The sequence below is a fragment of the Phycisphaerales bacterium AB-hyl4 genome (assembly GCA_041821185.1).
GTDB classification, from domain to species: Bacteria; Planctomycetota; Phycisphaerae; order Phycisphaerales; family Phycisphaeraceae; genus Natronomicrosphaera; species Natronomicrosphaera hydrolytica.
The window spans coordinates 61696-84754 of sequence record JBGUBD010000016.1 but is presented as its reverse complement, the minus strand read 5'-3'; the positions used below and the strand labels follow the sequence as shown (position 1 = coordinate 84754).

The 23059-nt window shown below is 65.7% G+C and carries 21 protein-coding genes; 11 read left to right on the top strand and 10 right to left on the bottom strand.

Annotation, left to right across the window (positions count from 1 at the left end; genetic code table 11):
• Both ACERK3_18110 and ACERK3_18105 read right to left on the bottom strand, forming a co-directional pair.
• The coding region (locus ACERK3_18110) for a hypothetical protein (GenBank protein ID MFA9480191.1) at positions 1 to 693 on the bottom strand (693 nt) is incomplete at its 3' end.
• A 335-nt stretch (positions 694 to 1028) separates the two neighbouring features.
• Positions 1029 to 2528, bottom strand: a complete 1500-nt coding sequence (locus ACERK3_18105) for a class I adenylate-forming enzyme family protein (GenBank protein MFA9480190.1) — start codon at positions 2526 to 2528, stop codon at positions 1029 to 1031.
• A gap of 114 nt (positions 2529 to 2642) precedes the next feature.
• Between ACERK3_18105 and ACERK3_18100 the strand changes: the two genes are divergently transcribed.
• The gene (locus ACERK3_18100) at positions 2643 to 3476 is read left to right on the top strand and encodes an SPOR domain-containing protein (protein MFA9480189.1); all 834 of its coding nucleotides are present in this window, start codon (positions 2643 to 2645) and stop codon (positions 3474 to 3476) included.
• 141 nt (positions 3477 to 3617) lie between these two features.
• Here ACERK3_18100 and ACERK3_18095 read toward each other — a convergent pair whose 3' ends face one another.
• The 3 genes from ACERK3_18095 to ACERK3_18085 are packed head-to-tail and all read right to left on the bottom strand — an operon-like array spanning position 3618 to position 6937.
• Complete coding sequence (locus ACERK3_18095; protein ID MFA9480188.1) at positions 3618 to 4220, bottom strand: lipid-A-disaccharide synthase N-terminal domain-containing protein; 603 nt, start codon at positions 4218 to 4220, stop codon at positions 3618 to 3620.
• A complete protein-coding gene (locus ACERK3_18090) occupies positions 4217 to 5083 on the bottom strand; it encodes a glycosyltransferase family 2 protein (protein ID MFA9480187.1) in 867 nt (288 codons plus the stop codon). Before ACERK3_18090 ends, ACERK3_18095 begins: the two co-directional genes overlap by 4 nt.
• A gap of 21 nt (positions 5084 to 5104) precedes the next feature.
• A complete protein-coding gene (locus ACERK3_18085; GenBank protein MFA9480186.1) occupies positions 5105 to 6937 on the bottom strand; it encodes an ArnT family glycosyltransferase in 1833 nt (610 codons plus the stop codon).
• A 527-nt stretch (positions 6938 to 7464) separates the two neighbouring features.
• On the opposite strand from ACERK3_18085, the gene mbhE reads away from it, so the two are divergent.
• The 8 genes from mbhE to ACERK3_18045 all read left to right on the top strand — a co-directional run bounded on the left by mbhE (position 7465) and on the right by ACERK3_18045 (position 14399).
• Positions 7465 to 10029, top strand: coding sequence for a hydrogen gas-evolving membrane-bound hydrogenase subunit E (gene mbhE / locus ACERK3_18080; GenBank protein ID MFA9480185.1), 2565 nt, complete (start codon positions 7465 to 7467; stop codon positions 10027 to 10029).
• Positions 10026 to 10448: an MnhB domain-containing protein gene (locus ACERK3_18075; GenBank protein ID MFA9480184.1), complete on the top strand. Its 423-nt coding sequence runs from the start codon at positions 10026 to 10028 to the stop codon at positions 10446 to 10448. The genes mbhE and ACERK3_18075 overlap by 4 nt, the downstream gene beginning before the upstream one ends.
• Positions 10445 to 10849, top strand: a complete 405-nt coding sequence (locus tag ACERK3_18070) for a sodium:proton antiporter (protein ID MFA9480183.1) — start codon at positions 10445 to 10447, stop codon at positions 10847 to 10849. Before ACERK3_18075 ends, ACERK3_18070 begins: the two co-directional genes overlap by 4 nt.
• Before the next feature lie 57 nt (positions 10850 to 10906).
• The gene (locus tag ACERK3_18065; protein ID MFA9480182.1) at positions 10907 to 12529 is read left to right on the top strand and encodes a proton-conducting transporter membrane subunit; all 1623 of its coding nucleotides are present in this window, start codon (positions 10907 to 10909) and stop codon (positions 12527 to 12529) included.
• Entirely contained in the window at positions 12526 to 13005 is a 480-nt protein-coding gene (locus ACERK3_18060) for a Na+/H+ antiporter subunit E (GenBank protein ID MFA9480181.1), read from the top strand. The genes ACERK3_18065 and ACERK3_18060 overlap by 4 nt, the downstream gene beginning before the upstream one ends.
• Complete coding sequence (locus ACERK3_18055) at positions 13002 to 13439, top strand: monovalent cation/H+ antiporter complex subunit F (protein ID MFA9480180.1); 438 nt, start codon at positions 13002 to 13004, stop codon at positions 13437 to 13439. The genes ACERK3_18060 and ACERK3_18055 overlap by 4 nt, the downstream gene beginning before the upstream one ends.
• Positions 13436 to 13825, top strand: a complete 390-nt coding sequence (mnhG, locus tag ACERK3_18050; protein ID MFA9480179.1) for a monovalent cation/H(+) antiporter subunit G — start codon at positions 13436 to 13438, stop codon at positions 13823 to 13825. Before ACERK3_18055 ends, mnhG begins: the two co-directional genes overlap by 4 nt.
• Positions 13826 to 13997: 172 nt before the next feature.
• Positions 13998 to 14399, top strand: a complete 402-nt coding sequence (locus tag ACERK3_18045; GenBank protein MFA9480178.1) for a spore germination protein GerW family protein — start codon at positions 13998 to 14000, stop codon at positions 14397 to 14399.
• A 123-nt stretch (positions 14400 to 14522) separates the two neighbouring features.
• Here the strand turns inward: ACERK3_18045 and ACERK3_18040 are convergent, their stop codons facing one another.
• The 4 genes from ACERK3_18040 to ACERK3_18025 form a co-directional block, all read right to left on the bottom strand.
• On the bottom strand, positions 14523 to 15854 hold the full coding sequence (locus ACERK3_18040; protein MFA9480177.1) for an APC family permease: 1332 nt from the start codon (positions 15852 to 15854) through the stop codon (positions 14523 to 14525).
• Positions 15855 to 15874: 20 nt separating this feature from the next.
• Positions 15875 to 17926: a Gldg family protein gene (locus ACERK3_18035; GenBank protein ID MFA9480176.1), complete on the bottom strand. Its 2052-nt coding sequence runs from the start codon at positions 17924 to 17926 to the stop codon at positions 15875 to 15877.
• A 107-nt stretch (positions 17927 to 18033) separates the two neighbouring features.
• On the bottom strand, positions 18034 to 18753 hold the full coding sequence (locus tag ACERK3_18030; protein MFA9480175.1) for an ABC transporter permease: 720 nt from the start codon (positions 18751 to 18753) through the stop codon (positions 18034 to 18036).
• 78 nt (positions 18754 to 18831) lie between these two features.
• Entirely contained in the window at positions 18832 to 19803 is a 972-nt protein-coding gene (locus ACERK3_18025; protein ID MFA9480174.1) for an ABC transporter ATP-binding protein, read from the bottom strand.
• Between the two features lie 277 nt (positions 19804 to 20080).
• Here ACERK3_18025 and ACERK3_18020 point away from each other — a divergent pair, with 277 nt between their 5' ends.
• Complete coding sequence (locus ACERK3_18020) at positions 20081 to 21451, top strand: redoxin domain-containing protein (protein ID MFA9480173.1); 1371 nt, start codon at positions 20081 to 20083, stop codon at positions 21449 to 21451.
• A gap of 29 nt (positions 21452 to 21480) precedes the next feature.
• Complete coding sequence (locus ACERK3_18015; protein ID MFA9480172.1) at positions 21481 to 21792, top strand: hypothetical protein; 312 nt, start codon at positions 21481 to 21483, stop codon at positions 21790 to 21792.
• Between the two features lie 23 nt (positions 21793 to 21815).
• On the opposite strand, the gene ACERK3_18010 is transcribed toward ACERK3_18015, so the two are convergent.
• Positions 21816 to 23030, bottom strand: coding sequence for a DNA polymerase IV (locus ACERK3_18010; protein MFA9480171.1), 1215 nt, complete (start codon positions 23028 to 23030; stop codon positions 21816 to 21818).
• Positions 23031 to 23059 lie beyond the last annotated feature (29 nt).

Below are 23059 nucleotides of genomic sequence, written 5' to 3'. Positions count from 1 at the left end.
GACGGCGTCCCCGTCGGCGGTCCCGTCGTGGGTGAACCAGTAGTCGAGATCGGTGTGATTGAAGTCGACCGTGGCGGTGCCGTCGCCGCTCTGGATGGCCGGGGCGTCGATGACGCCGGCCGTGTCGCCTCGGATCACAATCGTGCCAGTGCTTTCGGTCGCGACGCCGAGGATGATCGGCTGGTTCGTCTCGAATCGGCTGCCCTCGCCGAGGATCAAAGTCCCGTGGCCGTACGTACCAATCTCAGTCGTGCCCGCCACCGACATCCGGCTGTTCGCGAAAAGCTCCGTAATGCCGACCACGAACTGTCCGATCCGCGCGCCGCCAGCCAACACATCAAGCGTTCCCCCCTCCTTGATGTCGATACTCGCACCTCCGAGCCGATCGCTGAGATCCAAGCTATATGCTATCGCGCCGGGTTGGTCGATCTCGACCGATAAAACCTCCCAATCTCTCCCGATTTCCACGGCGGTGGTTCCGTCCGGCACTTCGCCAGTGCTCCAATGCGATGCGATGAACCAGTTTCCCTGGCCACTGGTCCACCGGGCTTCCACCGGATTCGTATCGAACGCCCACATCGACTGCGCGCTGACGGCCAGGGTCAACACCGCCACAACCAACCCCATCCAGCAGCCGCGCCACCCGCGATAATCGACCCATTGACGGATTCCGGCCAAACGCAATCGCAACATCTAATTATCCCTCTGGTTACGCTTGGAAAACCTGACAACGGTCATGCACGCGGGCATCACCCCTGGTGTCAGGCGGACAAGCAGGCGAAGGATTTATCGGTGATCGACCTATGCGACGTAAGCCGACTTTGCAGCCTGTAACGATTTGCTGCTTATCGGACGAAGGCCAGCTCCCGCGTGGGGCTACGGGGATCCGAGGTTCATGTCCAATCCGCAATCACTTATCACACCCCCCCTGCTTCGCAGGCAGCGCGCCCGCCCGCCGCTGCCTCGGACGCAGCCAGGCATTTGCAAACGATCCACCACATCGGCCAACGCGATCCGTGGCCGACCGATCAGTCGCTGTTGTTTTTCAGCTCCCGCCGAAGCACTTTCCCAGTGGGGCTGCGCGGCAGTTCGTCGACGACGTGGATCTCACGCGGCACTTTGTATTGCGCGAGCAGCTCCCGACAATGACTGCGCACCTTGCCCGCATCGAACTCGGCGTCGTCTTCGACTTCCACGAACGCGATCGGCACTTCGCCGCGCATGTCGTCGGCCTTGCCGATCACGGCCGAGGCTTTGACCGATTCGTGCTTGTTGAGCACTTCTTCGATCTCGCGAGGGAAGACGTTTTCGCCGCCGATGATGAGCATTTCCTTCTTGCGGCCGGTGATGAAGACGTAGCCTTCGTCGTCGATGTGGCCGATGTCGCCTGTGCGGAAGGCGCGGATGGGTTTGTCACGATCGGGCAGTTGCAGGTCGAACATGACTTCGTCGGTGAGGTCGTCGCGCTTGTAATAGCCTTGCATGATGATGGGGCCGGCGATGACGATTTCGCCTTCCTCGTTCGCGCCCTGTGGCTTGTCGTTGTCATCGACGGTGACGACGGTGACGCCCGGCAGGGCACGGCCGACGGAGTGGCGTTTTTTCTGAGTGGGTGTGGCCCATGTCGCGATGGGCGAGGTTTCGGTCAGGCCGTAGCCTTCGAGCAGTTCGATGCCGATCTTTTCTTTGCACGCGTCGTAGAGCGCATCGGGCAGCGGCTCGCCGCCGGAGATGGGGATGCGGACGGAGCTGAAGTCTTCCTTGGTGGCGTCTTTGACGGACAGCATCGCGCCGTACATGGAAGGCACGCCCATGAAGATTTCCGGGCGATGCTCGCGGATGAGCTCGACGACTTTTTTGGGCACGAAGCGAGCGGAGTAGACGACGCGTGACTTCAGGCGCAGTGGCAGTAGTGTCAGCGCGGTCAGGCCGAAGCTGTGAAACTGCGGCAGCACGCCGAGGAACGTGTCAGCCGAGCTGAGGCCGGCGTGCTCGATGGCGGCGTCGACATCGCGGTGCAGGTTGCCGTGGCTGAGCATGACGCCCTTGGGCTTGCCGCTCGTGCCGGAGGTGTAGAGGATAACAGCCAGGTCGTCGTCCTTGGCGGACTTGGGCCAGCGCGGCCGGGGCAGGCCTTTGAAGTCGGCCTTGGCGAGTTCGACAACGTTGGTTTCCGCGGGCAGGCTGTCGCGGCCGCCGAGGAACTCGAGCATCTGCGGGACGGTGAGGATGGTGTCGATATCGCTGTCGCGGATGATGTAGGCGAGGTCTTCCTTTTTGAGCAGGAAGTTCAGCGGCACGAGCACCCGGCCGAGCATCCACGTGCCGAGCATGGCGGCGGCGAACCCGCCGGAGCTGGGCAGCATGACGCCAACGTGTTTTTTGTCGGTGGTTTTGGCGATCTTGTTGGCCATGAACAAGCCGGCGGCGGCGAGCTTGAGGTAGCTGTAGCTTTGCATGTCGTCCACGACGGCGGTGGTGCGTGGGGCAGTGAAGGCGTGCTTGAGAATGGGCCAGAGCAGACTCATGTCAAAGGCTCCCGAGATGGTGATCGAATAACGCGCCAATCCGTCAACAAAGGTACACTATCAAGCCTGTTCGCAGTTCGCGACTGGGAGTCATTCGTCATGAAAGGGTTGTGCATGTTTTCAGTCAAGGACCTGGCAGTGCTGCGGGCCTGGCGCGGGGCTGCCGGGGTGATGATGGCGGCGGTGTGCATGCTGGCATTGACGGCTGGGCTGTCGGGCTGTGCGACCGGCGGGCCGGGCGAGGGCGCCGACTACGCCGAGCTGTATGAGCAGGGCCAGTACGAAGCAGCCTACCACGCCGGCTCGGCCCGGGCGCGACGCGGCGACCTGCTGGACCGTGACGAGGCAGCCTACGTAGGCGGGCTCGCGGCGATGCGCATCGGACGCCTAAACTCGGCCGAGCGGCTGCTGCGGCAAGCGTCCCGCAGCCGAGACGGCTCGCTGCGCGGCGATGCGCTGGCCAACCTCGGGCTGCTGCAATACCGCAGCGGCCGATACGAGCAGGCCGCCGACCAGCTCACGCAGGGCGCGGAGTATCTGTCTGGCGAAGATCGCGCGCAGGCTTACTTTTACGCGGGCATCGCGCAGCAGCGCCTCGGCCGCTGGCCGCAGGCCCGCACGTCGCTGCTGCTGGCACGCAACACGACGGAAAGCGAATCGCTGCGGCAGCGTGCGCTGGACCAGTTGTCCGTGACGGGCTACACCGTGCAGCTTGGCGCGTTCAGCACCGAAGAGAACGCCCGCAGCGCAGCGGAAGAAGTAGCGGAGCGCTCGGTCGAGATGCGCTTCGGCAGCCCGCGCATCGTGCCCGCCCGGTCGACCGACGGCCGAACGATGACGCTGGTGCATGTGGGCACGTTCAGCAGCTACCAGGGCGCTTACGACGCGCGGGCACGCATGGGGGTGACGAACGCGATCATCGTACCGCTGGCCGGTCGGACGAACTGACACGGCTTTATATGAATCGGATATGAAGCTTGGGTGCACCGGAAGCCCACGGCGTCACGCCGTGGGCTTCCGTCTTATACACACCGAGCCCGAGTTTGAAGGGTAAATCCGTATCGTGGGCGCAGGGGCTCAACATGATGTTTACGACGCGGAAGGCTCGCGTGGCATCGCGTCGGGCTCGGGGGCGACGAACGCCGGGCGGTGGATCATCCACAGGTTGCGGGCGTAGATGAGCCAACCGCCGCCTTGGCCGATGACGCCGACGATGTCTTTTCGCCACATAAAGTAGGCCAGCAGCATGCTCGCGCCGATGAGGCTCATCCACCAGAACGCCGGCGGCACGACGGATCGGCGTTCCTTCTCGCTGGCGAGCCACTGAAGGATCATGCGGCCGGTGAAGATCAACTGGCCGCTCAAGCCCAGCGCCACCCACAGCACGCCAACCCAGCTTGTGATGTTAAACAGCACGAACAGCCAGCCCTTGTCGCGCTGGCGGTCGCGTTGCTGTTGCAGGGCAAGCATGTACTGCGCGGGGGTGAGCCGCTGCTCTTCGCCGTTGTGCTGGAGCACGATGTATTGCTGGCCGGCCTCTTCGTGCAACTCGATGTCGACCAGCCGATCGTGCAGGTCGATCGCGTTGCTGACGTCGTTGTCGGCGACGATATCGCAGCCGACGTTGACCACGGCGAGCGTGCACGTCAGCAGCAAGGCTGCAACGAGGCTTAGCCGGGCGGTACGCGTCATGATCGGTCGTCTCCGTCACGGCGATCGCGGCCGTCGCCGGTGTGTCGGTCGTCACCGGCAGCGTCACTGTCACTGCCACTGTCACCGTTGGCAGGCAGTGTCGCGAGCGGGTCGCGGTAGCGGGCCGCCATCCATCGCACGGCAAAGCAGTCGACCAGGCCCGCGGGCCCGCGGCTGAGCAGGCCCATGCCATACTTCGTCTTGCCGCTGTGTCGCTGGCGGTGGTGGACGGGCATTTCGATCACGCGTGCGCCCAGCATGCCCGCGTACGCCGGGAGAAAACGGTGCATGCCGCGAAACTGAAGCGGAAACTGCCGAGCAAGGTCGGCCCGCAGCACGCGCGCCGAGCAGCCGGTGTCGCGTACGCCATCGCCAAGCAGCCATCGGCGGGCACCGCGACCGATGCGGCTGCCGATCCGCCGAATCGCATGATCGCGCCGGTTCGCGGAGCGGTCGCCCTGCACCATGTCGGCGTCGGTCTCGCGCAGGCGGGCGAGCATGAGCGGCAGGTCGGCCGGGTCGTTCTGTAAGTCGGCGTCGAGCGTGGCGACGTACTCGCCGCGGGCGAGCTGGATGCCGGCGTGCATCGCGGCGGACTGGCCCTGCGGCCGATCGCGGTGCAACACACGAAGCCACGGCCGACCCTGCTGCAACGCCTGCAACCGGGCCAGCGTCTGATCGCGCGAGCCGTCGTCGACGACGATCAACTCCGCATCGACGGCCGCGTCGCGCATCGCCTGCTCGACCTGCTCGACCAGCGGGCCGACGTTGTCCGCCTCATCGAGCGCGGGCACGACGATCGACAACACCGGCCGAGCTTCGCTCAGGCCTGCGCCATCGGGTTGCACCGAGGCGAGTGACATTTGTTTCCGCTCCCTTCCTGACTATCGGCCGTCGGCGCCCCCGCGAGCGTCGCGCGAGCTGACAGCATCGCGCGATTGTAGGGCCGAACTCGAAAGATGCCCCGCCACATCGTCAGCCTTGACGAACGCGAGCGATCGGCTTTGCATCAGCGGCCCCATGCTCGCAGGGTAAATCACCGCGGAAAAGGCCAGCATCGCCCATAACGCCCAGCACACCGTCGCCTTGCCCGGGTATCGCCGGACGACATATCGCAGGCTCAGCCCCACGAGCAGCACCAGGCAGACCGCCATGCCCACCCAGTACATCGGGTGCATCGTCGCGGTGATTGACTGATCCAGCCAACCCTCGCTCACCAGCCATGGCTGGAAGTGCATCGCCGTCGGCCCAGCCAGCGACACCACCAGCAGCACCGCCGCGTGTGGCCAGCACAGCCACACCCAGATCCGCGCGTCCCGCCCCTCCGCCGCCAGCTCGCGGAATTGCCGGATTACCTGCGCCGTCACCAGCGCCGTCGGCGGCAAGAGCAGCAGCAACTCGCCCACCTGCCCCCGGCCGGGCAGCAGCAACACCAGCAGCAACGCCGACATGAACCACACCCAACCAATAAACAGCCGCGTCCGCGCCCCGGCCGACGACGTACTGAACGGCTGCAACAGCCCCGCCACCAGCCACACCGTCCAAGGCAGCGCCAACAGCAACGCCAACCCCAGCCGCTGGGCCGACAGCATCAACATCATCTGCCAGTCGAAGTCCTCCGGCGGCACGAGCGCCGCCGTCCACTGCCGCCACACTTCCGGGTCTTCGCCGTGCACGTGCAGCGCCCAGGGCGTCGCCACCAGTCCACCGATGAACAGCGCCGCGACCAGACCCAGCGTATGCCCGATACGGCCGGGGCAAAGAATGATGATCAGCGCCAGCGGCACGATCACCGCCACCGTCGCCGGCAGCCCGCCGGTGAGCGTCGCCATGCCCAGCAGCAGCCCGCAAAATGCCCAGCCAAGCCCCTGCCGGACCAGGTGATTCGCCGGGCGCAGCGGCCGCAGCGCCCAGATGGCTGCCGCAATCGCCAGCGTGACCAGCGCGACGCTGGCCAGTTGCTCGTTCGCCAGTCGGCCGAAGAAAAGCAGCACGGGCAACGCCCCGGCAATCAGGCCCGCCAGCGTCGCGGGCAAAATGCCGCCGATCGACATGCCGGTCCAGAACACCGCCACCACCGTCAGCAGCGCCAGCACCACCGACACCAACCGGGCATGATGCAGCAGGTCGTCACTGTGAACGTTCGATTGCAGCACGCTGAACGCGACCATGTGCAGCCACGTCCCCCCCGGCGGGTCAGCCAGCCGTTGCTGATCATCGAGCACCGGCACCCACCGTTCGAGGCTGCCCGGCGCGACGGGCAAATCCGCCTGCTGCTGCCAGGTCTCGTATGATCGCGATAACGCCTCGGCTTCGAGCGGGTGCAGCGTGTCCGGATGCCACAGCCCCGCCGTCAACGGCACCGCCGCCACCGCCGCACACAGCAGCGCCGCCAGCCACGCCATCAGTCGATCCGTCTTCCGCGGCAGCCGACGGGCCCGGCGGGCCGCCCGCGACTCGCCCGACGAGGCAGCGCTCGTGTCGTTGCTGCCACCGCCCATCGCCGACGGCGAATGACCCGTCCGCGTCGACGGCTCGGTAGACGTCGAATCGTGATCGCCCCCCGCAGCGTCGTCGTCGGCAAGGTCGTAGGTCGGGCGCGGCGTTGGCGCAGCGTGACCGCCCCCCTTCGCTGCGTCGGCAGGCGAGTCAGGGCCGATCCGTACCGACGGGCCGCCGTGGTCGGCTGGCGTTTTGTCGTCCGGTGGCGTCGCCATGAGCATCCCTATATGCCGCCGAGCCGCCCCGTAGCCGCCCGACGCCAAGCACATCAGTTTAACGCACGCCAGGCGCTGGGGAAAGAAAGGCACCCCAACGATAATGAGGCGTGGAGGCTTGGTGTGTGTCCCGGAGGCTGAGCGACTGTAAGTCGCTCAGCTTCACCCCCCAAACCCACTAAAATCCGCCCCCCAACCGCGAAACTGGCGAAATCAACCCAAATCTGCCATGATACCCCCCCTTTTCGGGCGAATGGCCGGGGTGTTCGCCGATAGAGGGGTTTAATGCGGGGGTGCACGGGGAAATTCGTGTCCGGGGGATTCCGGGGGAATCCGGGGGAATCCGAGGGAAAACCGGGGGCAATGGACGCCGACCACGGCCACGCCGGGCGCCCGCGAGGGAGCCGGGCGGCCTTATCGGACGAAAGTTCGGTTCGTCGACCCCGTTGGACCGATGTAAAGGCAATCGTCCGTCAAACGTCGGCGGGGCAGATGGCAAGTTTCGCTATCAAGATTGAGTTAAGCGCATGGACGCAGTCTGGTTGCTCACGCTGGCGGTGCTGGCGCCGCTGATCGCGGGCGTTGTCACCCTCTTCCTCCCTCGGTCGCTCATTATGCCGCGCGTCGTCATCGCGACGGCCGGGCCTGCGATCGCGTTCCTCCTCGTCGCGGCGCATGCGGCGAGCCATGGCATCACCTCCGAGCCAACCGACTCGATCCCCTGGATTCCCTCGCTGCACCTGAACCTCGGGTTCCTTGGCGACGGCATCGGCACATTCTTCGCCCTGCTCGTCGCCGGCGTGGGCGTGCTCATCATGCTCTACGCCCGGGCCTACTTCGGCCCGGAAAAAGACGATCTCTACCGCTTCTACCCCACGCTCGGCCTGTTCACGACCGCCATGCTCGGCATCGTCGTGGCCGACTATCTCATGCTCACCCTGCTGTTCTGGGAGATGACCTCGATCAGCTCCTTCCTGCTGATCGGCTGGGACCGCTTCGATAAAAAGGCCGTCAAGCTCGCGATGCAGGCCTTCTTCACCACCGGCCTCGGCGGGCTGGTCATGTTCGGCGGACTGCTGCTGTTCAGCCTCCACACCGACCTCTGGCGGTGGAGCGATATCTACGCAGACGGCCTCGCAGGCTTCGACATGACCCTGAGCTGGACCAACCCCATGCTCTGGGCCTTCGTGCTCATCTTCTTCGGCGCTGCCACCAAAAGTGCCCAGTTCCCGTTCCACTACTGGCTCCCCGGCGCGATGGCGGCCCCCACCCCGGTCTCCGCCTTCCTCCACTCCGCGACCATGGTCAAGGCCGGCGTCTTCCTCACCGGCAGGCTGTTCCCCGTCTTCGCGGCACTCGAGCTTTGGCCCTGGCTGATCATCCCGCTGGGCGCGGTCACCATGCTGCTCGGCGCGGTCATCGCCCTCAACCAGCACGACCTCAAGCGCATCTTCGCCTACACCACCGTCAGCCAGCTCGGCCTGCTGATGTGCATGTACGGCCTCGGCGCGCTGACCATGACCTACCACGACCAGACCTTCCACCTCATCGACTGGGACATCACCCAGATCGCCAACCACGCCTTCTACAAGGCCCCGCTCTTCATCGTCGCCGGCGCGCTGGGCCACGTCGCCTCCCGCCAACTGCCCGAACTGTTCGGCGCCTGGCATCACCACAAGGGCATGGTGCTGACCATCCTCCTCGCCGGCTGGGGCCTCGCCGCCCTCCCCGGTGCGATCAGCTTCCAGGCCAAAGAGCTCTTCCTCTACGCCATCTACCACGCCACCAGCGTGCACCCGATCTTCTGGATCCTCATGCTCATGGCGATCCTCACCGCTGTGTGCAACGTCGCCATCTTCGTCCGCCTTACCACCACCCTGCTCGGCCTCGAAGGCGGCCTGCGAACCGAAAAAGCACCGCCGCCGCCCTGGCCTGTCAAAGAAACCGCGCCCGACTACTACGCGCCCGACCACCCCGAAGATGAAGAAACCGACGCCCACGGCAGCGGCGTCCACGATGACCACGGCCACGCCCCCCACGCCCCCGGCACACACCACGAACACCACCACGAAACCGGCTTCTGGGGCGCGATGCTCTGGGTCCCCGCACTCATCATCGTCAGCCTCCAGTTCCTCGGCGGACTCATCACCCCGCTCTGGAACGCCGTCTTCCGACCACTGGAAACCAACCTCAACTACTTCGGCGGCGAAGGCGCTTCCTACACCGGCGTGCCCGCACTCTGGCAACTGGGCATCGGCGTGCCGCTGGGCATGTCCCTGCTGGCCATCCTCGGCGGCGTCGCGCTGGGCTACTCCAAAGTCATGCGCGGCGCAATCGTCGACGTCCACGACAAAATCTACCCCGCCATCTACGACCTCTGCGTCAACGGCGGCGGCAAGGCCTTCCGCGTCGTCCAGACCGGCAACCTCCGCGACTACACCATCTTCATCCTGCTCGCATTCCTCATCGCCTTCGGCGGAGCCGTCTACTTCGACGGCGGCATGTTCGAACCCGTCCTCGCCCAGATGGCGCTCACTTTCGAATTCTGGCCCGGCGTCGCGCTCGCCGTCATCACCTGTGCCACCGCCGTCGCCATCCCGCTCGTTCAGGCCCGCGTCGTCCGCGTCCTGCTGCTGGGTGCCTGCGGCTTCTCCGTCGTCGGCCTCTACCTGGTCTACGAAGCGCCCGACCTCGCACTCACGCAGCTGATGTTCGAAATCATCAGCGTCATCCTCTTCCTGCTCGTCCTCCGACTCCTGCCCGACCCCGAAAGCAAAGGCGCATGGGTCGGCCGCATCGGGCGTATCAGCATCGCCGCCGCCGTCGGCCTGGCGTTCGGCTGGCTGACGCTTGTCGCCGCCTCCGGCGCACCGTTCGACTCGGGGCACCCGATCCTCGGCGACTTCTTCCTCCGTCATGCTTATGACGGCACGCAAGCCACCGGCGGCCGAGGCGCGGGCGGCGGCAACGTCGTCAACGTCATCCTCGTCGACTTCCGCGGCTTCGACACGCTGGGCGAACTCGTCGTGCTCGCCCTCGCAGCGGTGGGCGTCTGGTCGCTGATCCCGCCGCGAAGGAGGTACCAACGATGAGCAGCCTCATCCTCCGCACCGCCGTCGCGCTGATCATGCCCCTGGCATTGCTCTTCTCGTTGTTCATGGCCATCAAAGGCCACAACGAGCCCGGCGGCGGGTTCATCGGCGGCCTCATCGCCGCGGTCAGCCTCGCCATCTACCGCATGTCCAACGGGCCGGACACCTTCCGGCAGCTCATCCCGTTGCACCCGCGGATCATCGTATTCACGGGCATGGCCATCGCCCTGCTCACCGCGCTCGCGCCCCTGGCGCTGGGCCTGCCTCTGCTGCATACCTGGCACGGCTACGTCGGCTTGCCCGGCGGCGGCACAGCCCACGCCTCGTCCGCACTCATCTTCGACGCGGGCGTGTTCCTCGTCGTCGTCGGCGCGTCGATCGGCATGATCATCCGACTCAGTGAGGAGCTAGAGGCATGACTTTCGTCGTCGCCGTCTGCGTCGCCATCATCTTCGGCACAGGCGTCTACATGTTGCTCGGCCGAGAGCTCAAGGGCATTGCCATGGGCGTGTTCCTCCTCGCCCACGCCGCGAACCTGAGCATCATCGCGATGTCCGGCTCGCCCATCGTCTACGACGACCAGACCGGCGAGTCGCAGATCAAGGCCCCGCCCGTGGTGACCGCGGATGAAACCCTCACCGCCACCCTCGCCAACACCGCCGACCCCCTGCCGCAGGCGCTGATCCTCACCGCCATCGTCATCGGCTTCGGCGTGATGGGCTTCCTGCTGTCGATGATCTTCATCACCAGCCGAGCGACCAAGACGCTCGACATCGAAACACTCGCCGAACAGGGACGCGCCGACGCGGAAGAACATTGAGCTGACCCCCACAAAGGCAGTGCACCTTAAGGCGCACTGCCCGAACGATACAAGACCATGACCGCAAACCAAATCATCCTGTTGTGCATGATCCCGCTCGCCGCGGGGTTGTTGACCGTGCCGATGGTCAACAGTCTGCACCTGTCCCGACTCGTGGGCGTCGTCGCGCTCGGGCTCAACGCCCTGCTCGGGCTCACGCTGTTGCTCCAGGTCAGCGACGGCAGCGTGATGGTGACCAACCTCGGAGGTTGGCCTTCGCCGTTCGCGATCAACATGATCTTTGACAGCTTTTCCGGGCTGCTCATCGTCGCGTCCAGCCTGGTGGCGTTGGCAACTTACATCCACTCGTTCTCCACGTTGCAGCCTCGCATCGAGCGGCGCTATTACCACCCGCTGTTCATGCTGCTGATGTTCGGCGTGAATATGTGCTTCCTCACCGGCGACCTGTTCAACCTCTTCGTCGCGTTCGAAATCGCGCTCATGGCCTCCTACGCCCTGCTGTGCATCGGCGGCAGCCGAAAGCAGATGAGCCAGGCCTACAAGTACGTCGTCCTCAACCTGCTCGCGTCCACCGTCTTCGTCATGGCCGCCGGCATGACCTACGGCATGTTCGGCACGCTGAACATCGCCCACATCGCCGACATCGTCCGCACCCTCCAGGCCGCCGGCGAACCGCTGCCCACCGGCTTCACCGCCCTCGGCGCCGTGCTGCTCATGGTCTTCGCCGTCAAAGGCGCTTTCTTCCCCATGTGGTTCTGGCTGCCGGATACGTACTACACCTGCCCGATCTCCGTCGCGGCGCTGTTCTCCGGCCTGCTGACGAAAGTCGGCGTCTACTGCGTCGCCCGCATCTTCCCGCTGATCTTCTTCGCCGGCGGCGCGGGTGACGACTGGCTGGTGCCGCTGCTGGCGGTCTCCGCTTGCGCCACCATGTTCCTCGCCGTGCTCGGAGCCGTCTCGCAAAGCCAGGTTCGGCGAATCCTCTCGATCCACGTCATCAGCCAGGTCGGGTACATGATCTTCGCGATCGTGGTCATGACCGGCTACGCCCTCGCCGGCGCGGTGCTGTTCATCGTTCACAACATGATCGTGAAAAGCTGCCTGTTCCTCTGCTGCGGCATCATGGAAAAGCACGCCGGCACGGACAACCTCAACCGCCTCGGCGGACTGCTCAAACGCGACGTCTACCTGGCAGTGCTCTTCTTCATCGCCGCGATGAGTCTCGTGGGCCTGCCGCCGCTGTCGGGCTTCTTCGGCAAGCTCATCATCGTGCACGCCGGCTGGGAAGAATGGTGGTGGGTGGCCGTGTTCGCCCTTATCACCAGCCCGCTGACGCTGCTGTCCATGCTGAAAATCTGGAGCTACGGCTTCTGGAACCCCGCGCAAGACCCGATCGCAAACCACCCCGCACCCAAACGCGGCGAACTCCGCGCCGGCTACATCGGCACGACCATGCTCGTCGTGGTCGCCTTGTTCCTCGGCTTCGGCGCGGAGCCGGTCTACCAGGTCGCCCGCAACGCCGGCGACCAGCTCGAAAACCCCTCGGCCTACATCAACGCCGTCATGGGCGATCGTGCCATCACCGTCATCGAAGCGCCCCTTGAGGACGCGTCGGACAAACGCGAGGCCCTGACGCTTAAACCAGAAACCGAAAACCAGAAACCAGAAACCTCCCAATGACCTGGCTTTTCCTGCTCAACCTGTTCATGGCGATCCTCTACATCGCACTCGTAGGCGACCCGAGCGCGTTTACGTTCGTGGTCGGCTTCCTGCTGGGCGCGCTCGTCATCACGCTCTACTGCCGTGTGTCCAAGACGGGCAGCTATCCGGGCAAGGTGTGGCGGCTGATCCGCTTCGTCGGCTTCTTCACGCGTATTCTCATCATCGCGAACCTTCAGGTGGCCTGGGAAGTGCTCTCGCCGAAGCACACCATGACGCCGCGCATCCTCCGCTACAGCGTGCAGGGCATGACACCGGCGCAGATCACGACGCTGGCCAACACCATCAGCCTCACGCCCGGCACGCTCACCGCCGACATCGACGACGACGGCCAGCACCTGTACATCCACGGCATGTACTGCCGCGATCGCGACGCCGCGTTGCGAGACCTGGACGAAATCAAACGCCGACTGATGAACGAGGTGTTCGAAACATGATCCGCCAAGCCTGGCAACTCGTTTTCATGCTGCTGGCAGTGCTCGCCCCCGCCGGCGCGGCGCTGGCGGACCTGCCGGACAGCGTAAGTGTGGCCGACGACACCGTGCGTCCGCTGGGCGGCGTGGTGAACGTCGCTGTGGAGTTGGGCATCGCTGTGCTCGTGGTGGGCATGGTGCTTTGCCTGTACCGCATCATGCGCGGCCCGCACCTGGTCGACCGCGTGCTGGCGACCGACGCGCTGGCGCTGCACGTGGTCGGGCTGGTCATCGCGCTGGCGATCTACCTTCGCACGACCGACTTCCTCGACGTGGCGCTGGTGGTGGCGATCATCGGCTTCGCGGGCACGCTGGCGTTCTCGCAGTACATCGCAGCGCGCGGCAATGGTAAGGGCGACAACCCATCCCCCGCCGCCCCTGAAAGGAGCGAGCCGTGAGCAATGCACTGCTGATCATCGCGGATCTGCTGGCGCTGATATGCATGGCGATCGGGCTGTTTTTCATGCTCGTCGGTGCCATCGGCACGGTGCGGATGCCCGACGCGTACAACCGGCTGCACGCCGCGACCAAGTGCTCGACGCTCGGCCTGCTCGGGCTGCTGCTGGCGGCGGTGTTTCACCTCGGCGACGTCGGCGTGCTCGTGCGAGCCGTGCTGACCATGTTGTTCGTGTTCGTCTCCAACCCGGTCGGGGCACACCTGCTGGCCAAGGCCGCCCTCGCTGTGAAGACCCCGCAATGGGACGGCACGCTCAGCGACGAGCACGCCGAGCACGCGACCCCCGCCGACACGGGCAACGCGCCCCAGGCCCACCCGGGCGAGTGATTGCGGATTACCCGTCAAACTTAGCGCTATTCGTAAAAGGTCGAAGCCCACGACGTGACGCCGTGGGCTTCCCCCACATCTGAGTTTCATTTCCGCCCCACCGATTTGAACCATCTAGTCCGCAGCGGCAGCAGCGCTACAATCACGTGACCCTTAAATCGAGGAGCACGCCATGAGCACGCTGAACTCACCCGGAACCACGCCCGCATCAACCCCCGCCACAACCGAGCCCGCGCACGATGGCGACGGCCACGCGCCGTTCATCGCCGACCTTGCGAAGCAACTGGAACGTGGCGGCCGCGCTGCCGCGGTGTTCGGCGACCCGGTCGAACGCGATGGCATTACCGTCATCCCTGTCGCCCGCGCCCGCTGGATGGTCGGCGGCGGCCAGGGCACGGACGCCAAGGGCGACAAAGGCCAAGGCGGTGGCGGCGGCGTCTGTGCCTCGCCCGTCGGCTACATCGAGATGAAAAACGGCGAAACCAGCTTCCGCTGCATCCACACGCCCGGCGGCATCCTCCGCATGGCGCTCGCCGCCCTGATCGGCATCATCGCCCTGCGTCGCCTGCTTTAGCGCGGATTCGGATTCGATCTGGCGGATGCCCCACAGCAGGCCGAAGGCTGCTGTGTGCCGAATTACCGTGGATGGCTTTCGCACACAGCACCCTACGGGATGCTGTGTGGCACCCGTCAGCCGCTACGCTTGATTTGAAGATTCTCTAAACGCCAGCCGCCGGGCGATCGCGTGCCACAGCAGGCCCACCGCGATCAGCACCAGCCCCGCGAGCCAGTAGCGCAGGTCCACCCAGAACGCCAGCCCCACACACCCGACCAGCCCCGCCCACGCGAGCACGCGCGGGTAGAGCCGTTGCTCGCGCGGGAGGCGGAGCGCCGCCGCGTTGGTCAGGCCGTAGTAGATCAACACGGTGAAGGCGCTGAACGACCAGGTCGCTTCGACCGAGCCGAGCCGTATCAGAACCATAATGATCAGCGTAACGAGGAAGATCGCGGCGAAAGGTGTGCCGCTTGCGTTCAGCAAGCCGAACATGCCCGGCAGATCACCCCGCCGACCCATCGCCAGCGCGACGCGCGACAGGCCGAGGATGAGGTTCAGCAGCACGCCGAGCATGGCGGTCAGTGCGCCGATGAGGATGAGCATCGCCAGCAGCGACCGCTCGCCGGCGATCTGCTGAGCGATGACGACCAGCGGCGCGGCCTGCTCGCGCGTCGCGTCGTGGAACGCCTGCGCCCCGACCGCGCCGACGCCGACGAGCGCGACCGCCATGTAAAGCACAGCACTGACGACGAGGGTGATGATGATGGCGATGGGGATGCTGCGGCGGGGGTTGTGAATTTCTTCGCCCATCGTGGCGATACGGCCGTAGCCGGTGTAGGCGACGAACATCAGCGCGGTGGCGTGCAGGATCGCGGGCACGAGGCCGCGGTCGTCTGCTTCGCCGGCGAAGAAGGGCGTAAGCGTTTCGTCGCTGCGTTCGATCAACTGCGGCAGGCCGAACACGACGAACGCGATCAACGACAGCAATGTGAGGCTGACGATGACGATGTTGGCTGTGCTCGTTCGACGGATGCCGGTGAGGATCAGCAGTGTGAGCAGGCCGGCGATGAGCAGCGCGAGCGGCACGAGCAGTTGGCCATGCTCCGGGGCGAAGGCGTTAAGCAGGTAGCCTGCGAAGCCGAGGGCGGCGGTGGCGGCGGAGGCGCTTTTCGCGGCGAGGAACATCCAGCCGGCGGTGAAGCCGAGCGCGGGGTGCATGTACTTGTAGCCGTACTCGTACGTGCCGCCGGCGACCGGATGGGCTGCCGCGAGTTGGGCGGAGCTGAGCCCGTTACACGTCGCCAGCGCCGCCGCGAGCGCGATCGCGAGCACGACCGCCGGGCCTGCGATGCCCGCGCCGAGGCCGAGGCTGACAAACACGCCCGTGCCGACGATCGAGCCGAGGCCGAGCATGACCGCGGCGAAGATGCCCAGCTCGCGTTTAAGTGTCTGGTCGCTGCTGCTCATGGTCAGCCGAGCATAACAGCCCCATGTCACCCGCGTCGCCGAACGAACCACACGCCCACGCCCGCGCCGAGAATCAGCAGCGGTGCGCCGCCGAGCAAGGCGATGTAATAGCCGCGCAGGGTCATGTCGCTCATCGCGCGGATACGGCGGATGTCCTGCGTACGCGGGCTCGCGGCGATGAGGCCTTCCATGCCGGCGAGCCAGTAGACACTGTTGACGAACATCTCGCTGTTGGCGGGGAACAGGGCGCCGCTGATCTCCGCTGTGCCGCGACCGAACTGGCCATAGGTGGTGACGACATCACTGGCCCAGACCGGGTCGGCGACGGCGATCAGACGCGCGTCGCCACGCTCGGCAGCCACGGCAATGGGAAAGCTCGGCTCCGACTCGGCGGCGTCATACCGGGCGCTGCGCAACGCTTCGGGGTCGGTCACACGGCGGGCAGCCCACATGCGCTGGCCCTGCAAGGCCGCGATCGGCCACTGCTGCACACCTTCGACCGCACCCACGTGCACCGGGCTCGCCTGCACGAACATGCCACGCATGCCCGCCAGCGCCTGGCTGACCGGCAACTCGCTCGGCCAACGGTCAACCTCAAACTGCCCGGTCGACTGCGTCTGCCCGCCGCCGGTCTGCACTTCGCGCAACACCTGCCGATCGAGCTGCGGCCGAATGCCCCAGTCATCACGCAACAACTCGACGATCGGGCTGTACACCCCCGTGCCCGCCGCCGGGTCGAGCATGAGCATCACCATCGCCGCATCACCGGCCGCCAGCCGCTGCTCCAACAGTTCGGCCACGGCTTCCTTGCTCGCGCCGCCGGTCATCGGGTTGTCATCCTGCACCGGCAACACAATCCACACGGTGCGCTGGCCCGACTCGGCACGCGGCGGCGAACTGGCGGGCAACGGTTGCCCCGTTGATGACATCCGACCGCCGGGGCTCCACTGCTCCACGCGCACGTTCGCACTGGCCAATCGCTCCGCCACCTGCTGGTACATCCCCTGCTCGCCAATGGCCGGCTGCCTACCCGAGTTCACAAACACCACCATCGGCGGCTGCTCAAGGCCCATCGCAATCAACGCGCCGGTCAACCGCTCCTCACCGAGAAACGCCATGTCCGCCTGCTGCCCCTCCGCCGTCTCGCGATACATCTCCCGCGCCGGGATCACCCGCAACTTGCCAGGCCCGAACACCACCACCGTCTGCTGCACCGAAAGTCCCTGCCGCGCTTCGTCATACCGGCGCGGCCGCTCGGCCAACCGCATCTCACGCAACGCCGACCGACTCGCCTCACGCAACGTCTCCAGCTCACGCTTGGCCGACAGCAACGCGTTCTTCACCCGGTTGGGCACGCTCGGCGACTCCACCGCTTCCTCAAACCACGCCACGCCCGTCCGCAGCAGCCCATCGTCCAACTCTTCGATCAACTGCTGCACCGCTTCCTTGATCGCCACATAGTCCGGCAGCGACTGGTCGAGCGCCTCGTCAACGCCTTGCATCTGCTGACTGAGCGCCGACTGCTGGCCGGTGATGACCGCGTTGATCTGCTGCACGCGCTGGCGCGTCGTGCCCTGCTCGAACGACTCGTCCTCCAACGCTTCGCCAAGCTGCGTGCCGATGGTGGGCATCCGCTCGGTGATCGCACGCAAGGCCGACACGCCATCGTTCACCGTCGCGACAAACGGTTCGAGTTCGTCCGCGAAGTGTTCGCGAACGTCGGCGTGCAATTGCTGCCGCCGACGGACGTCGACGTCGGGGTTAATGTGTTCGATGCGGACGTTGCCGCTGCGTCGGCCGTACTCGCTGGCGAGATCGCGGATGCGGGTCAGCTCGTCGAGGTCTTCGCGGAACATGGTGACGATGCGAAACTCGCTGTCCAGGCCGTCGAGCACCTGCCGGGTCTGCGGCGCGAGGCTGTGGGCGCGCGTGGCGGTGAAGTCCCATCGCGCGTCGGTCTGCCGGTAGGCGATCCAGTTCACCAGCGTCGCCAGCAGCAGCGCTGCGATGAGGGCGACCGCGACGTTGAGTCCATATTTGGTTCGCCGAACGGCGTGCGTGTCGTGTCTGTTGGTCATGTCAGATCCCATTGATCGCAATTAGCCCCGAAGCGAAGCGGAGGGCGGTTCGTGCGGGTGTCGTGGATGCGGGCGCTCTCAAGGCCGCGCTCCGCGGTGTTTCGCGGCTAACGCCAGCGTTTGCTTTCGAGCACTTTCACCGCGAGGAACAGAAACAGCGCAATGCCCGTCACGAAGTAGGCGAAGTTGCTCAGGTCGATCAGCCCGCGGTTAAAGTCGCTGAACTGGCCGTTGACGTTGAGGTAGAACATCGCGTCGCGCAGCTCGGGCATCACCCAGCCGGCCCGTGGCAGGAAGAACATCAGGAACGTCAGCAGGCTGATGATGAAAACGGTCGCGAGGAAGGCGATGATCTGGTTTTGCGTTGTCGCGGAGGCGAAGATACCGATCGCCATGTACAGCCCGCCGACGAGCACGAGTCCGATCAGGCCGGTGACGATCGGCCCGCGGTCGGGTGCTGCGTGAATCTCCAGCACGATCGCGAGCACGACCAGCGGCAGCAGCAGCGCAAGGTAAAAGCCCATCGCGCCGAGCCACTTGCCGAGGATGACCTGCATGTCGTTCAGCGGGGCGGTCATCAGCGGTTCGATCGTGCCCGAGCGGAACTCGTCGCTGATCAGTCGCATGCTGATCGCCGGCGCGAGGAAGATCAGCAGCCAGACGACGCCTTCGAAGGTGGGTCGCATCGTGGCATGAGCGCCCTGCCCGAAGCTGGTGAAGAAGATCAGCGCCGCGCCGACCGTGAACAGCGCGAGCACGACGTAGGCGATCGGCGAGAAGAACAGGCTCGAAAGCTCGCGGCGGGCGATGGTGGTGATGACGTTCATGGTCGATCGATTTCCGATTGGTTCGATGGCCGACTTGCGAAGCACGCCACTGATCCGGGGCTTCGTCGCGGGGCTTTCTCAGCCCTCGGCCTGGACGGAGGACTGTCCGCTAACGCCGGACTCCTGTTCAGCGGTGATCTGGACGAAGAAGGCTTCGAGGCTGGCGGTTTCGTGGCGCATCTCGCGGAGCGGGTAGCCGCGCTGGACGAGGGCCTGGCCGATGGCTTCGCGGACGTCGTTGTCGCCGCTGGGGGTGACGATGGAGCGGCACCAGCCGTTGTTCGCTTCGACCTGCACGCCGGCGACATGCTGGACCTGCTTCAGCGCGGCTTCGAGCTGCTTCGCGTCGGCCTTGGCTTCGACGATGATGCGGCCGCCGCGGCGGACTTTCTGTCGCAGCTCGTCGGGCGTGCCCTCGGCGACGATGCGCCCGCCGGCGATGATGATCACACGGTCGGCGGACTTTTCCACCTCGGGCAGAATGTGGCTGGACAGCAGCACGGTGTGCTTGCCGCGCAGTTCGTCGATGAGCTTGCGCACCTCGCCGATCTGCACCGGGTCGAGGCCTGCGGTGGGCTCGTCGAGGATGAGCACGGGCGGCTCGTGCAGCAGCGCCTGGGCGATGCCGACGCGTTGGCGGTTGCCCTTGGACAGTTGGCCGATGACCCGCCGGCGATTGTGGGCGAGGCCGCAACGATCGCAGACCGCGCTGACGCGATCGCGGCGGTGCTTGCGTGGCATGCCCATCAGCCGACCGCGATAGTGCAGGTACTCGTCGACGCGCATCTCAAGGTACAGCGGCGTGGACTCGGGCAGGTAGCCGATCTGCCGACGGGCGGCGGCGGCGTCGGTGAGCACGTCATGCCCGGCGATGGCTGCCGTACCCGCAGTGGGCGGCAAATAGCCGGTGAGCATGCGGATGGTGGTCGACTTGCCGGCGCCGTTGGGTCCGAGAAAACCGACGATTTCACCCTTGGGGATGGCGAATGTCAGCTCGTCGACGGCTCGCACGGGGCCGTACCACTTGGTGAGCGTAGATGCTTGGATCATTGAGCGGCTTTCCCGTCGTTCACAGGGCGCGAGCAACGGCAGTTGCGGGGAAGAATGGTCTACCTTACGCCAATCTATCGGTCAAGGTTCGGCCAGCTGTCCAGTGCGGGACGATTCGAGGCGGACGAGAACGTGATGACCGGCAGCGCTTGCCCCGCCTTCTGTGTGGCAAAGTCGTTGACAATCGCCCGCGAACGACGTTTACTTGAAGGTTGTGCAACGCGCGTTTCGGGGATTTCCCACCCACTTACGATGTCCGCCCATACAGGAGCTTGCCATGCTGTCACTTTCACGACGAAACATTTGCGGTGTTCTTGCGACCGCGACGGTAGCCGGTGCCGGCCTGCTCGCTGCGCCGGCGGTCAGCCACGCCGAGGGTACGGTCGATGACGAGGCGGTGCAGCTGCTGCGGGCCGCGGTGGAGCAGCTGGCGGACGCGGAGCAGTTCCAGGTGACGATGACCATGAACGTCGAAGTCACCGGCCGAGGCATGCGGCAGGAGCAGGCCACCACTTATGAGTTGGCGGTGCAGCGGCCGAATCGGCTTTCGCTCCGGACGGTCGACGGCATGGAAGACAGCTTCGTCGTCAGCGACGGCGAAACGCTGACCGAATACATCGCGAATTTCAATCGCTACATCGAACAGCCGGCCCCGGCGGACGTGGCCGACATCTTCCTCAACGAGCTCGATGAAACGGTCATGACCACGATGCAGGCGTTCGGCATGATTGGCGCGTTGTTCTCGCCCGAACGGATGGCGAGCTACGAGGACATGCTCCGCGAAGCCACGGTCGACGACGCCGAGGCGCTCGAAGGCGATGACCAGCCAAGCCGACGGCTGTCGCTGCTGCTGCACATGGACGGCGACGAGTTGGGGGCGGGCGCGGGGATGGGGATGGATATGGACGAAGCGTTCGAGATGCCGGTGGAGATCTGGATCAGCGAGGGCGACCAGCCGACGATCCGCCGTATGAAGCCGGACATGTCGAAGATGCACGAGCGGATGGCGGAAGAAATGCCGCACATGGCGGGACTGACCATCGAGATGTGGCATGACTTCACCGACTGGCAGCTGGACGCGGCCATCGACGACGAGCGTTTCGCGTTCGTCGCCCCGGAAGGCGTGCAGCAGGCCGACTCGCTGCAAGCGGCGATTGAAGCGTTTACCGCCGAACGACAGGGCGGGCCGGGGCCGCGTGAGCTGGTGGGCGAAGCAGCGCCCGAGTTCGAGTTGGCACTACATGGCGGCGGTGAGATGAAGCTGGCCGACCATATCGGCGAAGACATCGTCATTCTTGATTTCTGGGCGACCTGGTGCGGGCCTTGCGTGCAGGCGTTGCCGGCGCTGACGGACGTGGCGGAGCAGTTCGCCGACGATGGCGTCGTGCTCTACGCGGTGAACCAACAGGAGAGCGATGATCAGGTCACGCAGTTCATGGCGGACAAGCCTTACGAGCTGACCGTTCCGATGGACCGCAACGGCCGGGTTGGCCAGCAGTATCGCGTTCGCGGCATTCCGCAGACGGTGGTCATCGGCCGGGACGGGACGGTGCAGGCGGTGCACGTCGGCTTCGGGCCGAACACGAAACAGCAACTGGAAAGCGAGTTGCAGACGCTGGTCGATGGCGGCTCGCTGGTGGGCGAGTGAGAGCCGTAAAGTGAAGGGGGGTGGCGGGCATGGCGAGGCCGGTGGGCCTGACATATCGGTTCGCCGGAGCGGTTTCGTTCGCAATGTTTGTCGCGGCGCTGGCAGTGATGGCGACCTACGGCACACAGGGCAGCCTCGGCGTGGGCGAGTCGGTGCACGAGCATCTGCCGTTCATCCTGCTGGTCGCGTTGGGCGTCGGCTTCGGCGTACACGGCATGCGCGGCGATGACGCCTTGGGCATTTCGCTCGCGGGTTTGGCGATCGTGCTTCACCTGCTGGCGATCGGCCTGTGGCTGATGGGGATGATGCGGTGGTTTTTCCTCTGGTTCGTGATTGGGTAAATCCGTAGGGCAGGCCTCACGCCTCACGCCCCCTCCAGCCACGGGTTGTTCTTGCCGTGCGTGTGCTTCCGTTCGCCGGTGCCCGCACCGCGGCCGATGCTGGTTTCGCCGAAGCGGTGGGCGATGCGATCCAACGCCTGATCGAGTTGCTGGCGTTTTTCGCGAGCGGGGTCGGGGAAGAGTGTCATCTGGTCGGCCGTATCACTGAGTCGCTCGGCGCCCATGCCGATCAGCCGAACGGGGGCGAAGTTGTGGCTGACCCATGCGTCGTACAACTCGACAGCGGCGTGCCAGAGGTCGTCGGTGAGGTCCGTGGGCGCGGGCAGTGTGGCGGAGCGGGTGATGGTCTGGAAATCGCCGAAGCGGATTTTGACGGACACGCCGCGGGCCTGTCGGCTGTGCTTGCGCAGGCGGCGGGCGACGTGCTCAGCCTGGCGGAGCAGGACGTGGCGGACGTGGTCGGCGTCGGCGACGTCCTCGGCGAAGGTGTGCTCCTGGCTCATGGACTTGGCTTCGCGGTCGGGCACGACGGGGCGGTCGTCGCGGCCGAGGGCGAGGCGGTGGTAGTGTTCGCCGGCGTCGTGGCCGAAGCGTCGTTGCAAGCGGGCGAGGCCGAACTGTCGCAGGTCGGCGACGGTGCGCAGGCCGAGCGTGTGCATCTTTTCGAGCGTGCGCGGGCCGACGCCCCATAGCCGATCGACGGGCAGGGGCAGCAGCGTGGCGTCGAGGTTGTCAGGCGTGATGATGGTCAGGCCGTCGGGCTTGTCCATGTCGGAGGCGAGCTTGGCGAGGAACTTGTTGAAGGCGACGCCGACGGAGGCGGTGAGCTGCAGCTCGTCGCGGATGCGCTGCTTGAGGTTGCGGGCGATTGAAGGGCCGTCGCCTGCGAGGCGGTCCATGCCGGTGACGTCGAGGAAGGCTTCATCGACGCTGAGCGGTTGAACGAGGGGGGCGGTCTGTTCGAGGATGTCGAGCAGTCGGCGGGACATGTCGCGGATGCGCTGGCCGGTCACTTTGGCGACGATCGCGTGTGGGCAGCGCCTTCGGGCGATGCTCATGGGCATGGCGGACCGGCAGCCGAACTTACGGGCTTCGTAGTTGGCGGTGCTGACGACGCCGCGCGGCCCGCTGCCGCCGACGAGCACAGCCTTGCCGCGGAGGGATGGGTCGTCCAGCTCGGCGATGGCGGCGAAGAACGCGTCCATGTCGACGTGCAGGATGGTGCGAGGGGTCGGCACGCCCCCAGTGTACCGGGGCGGAGGCGATT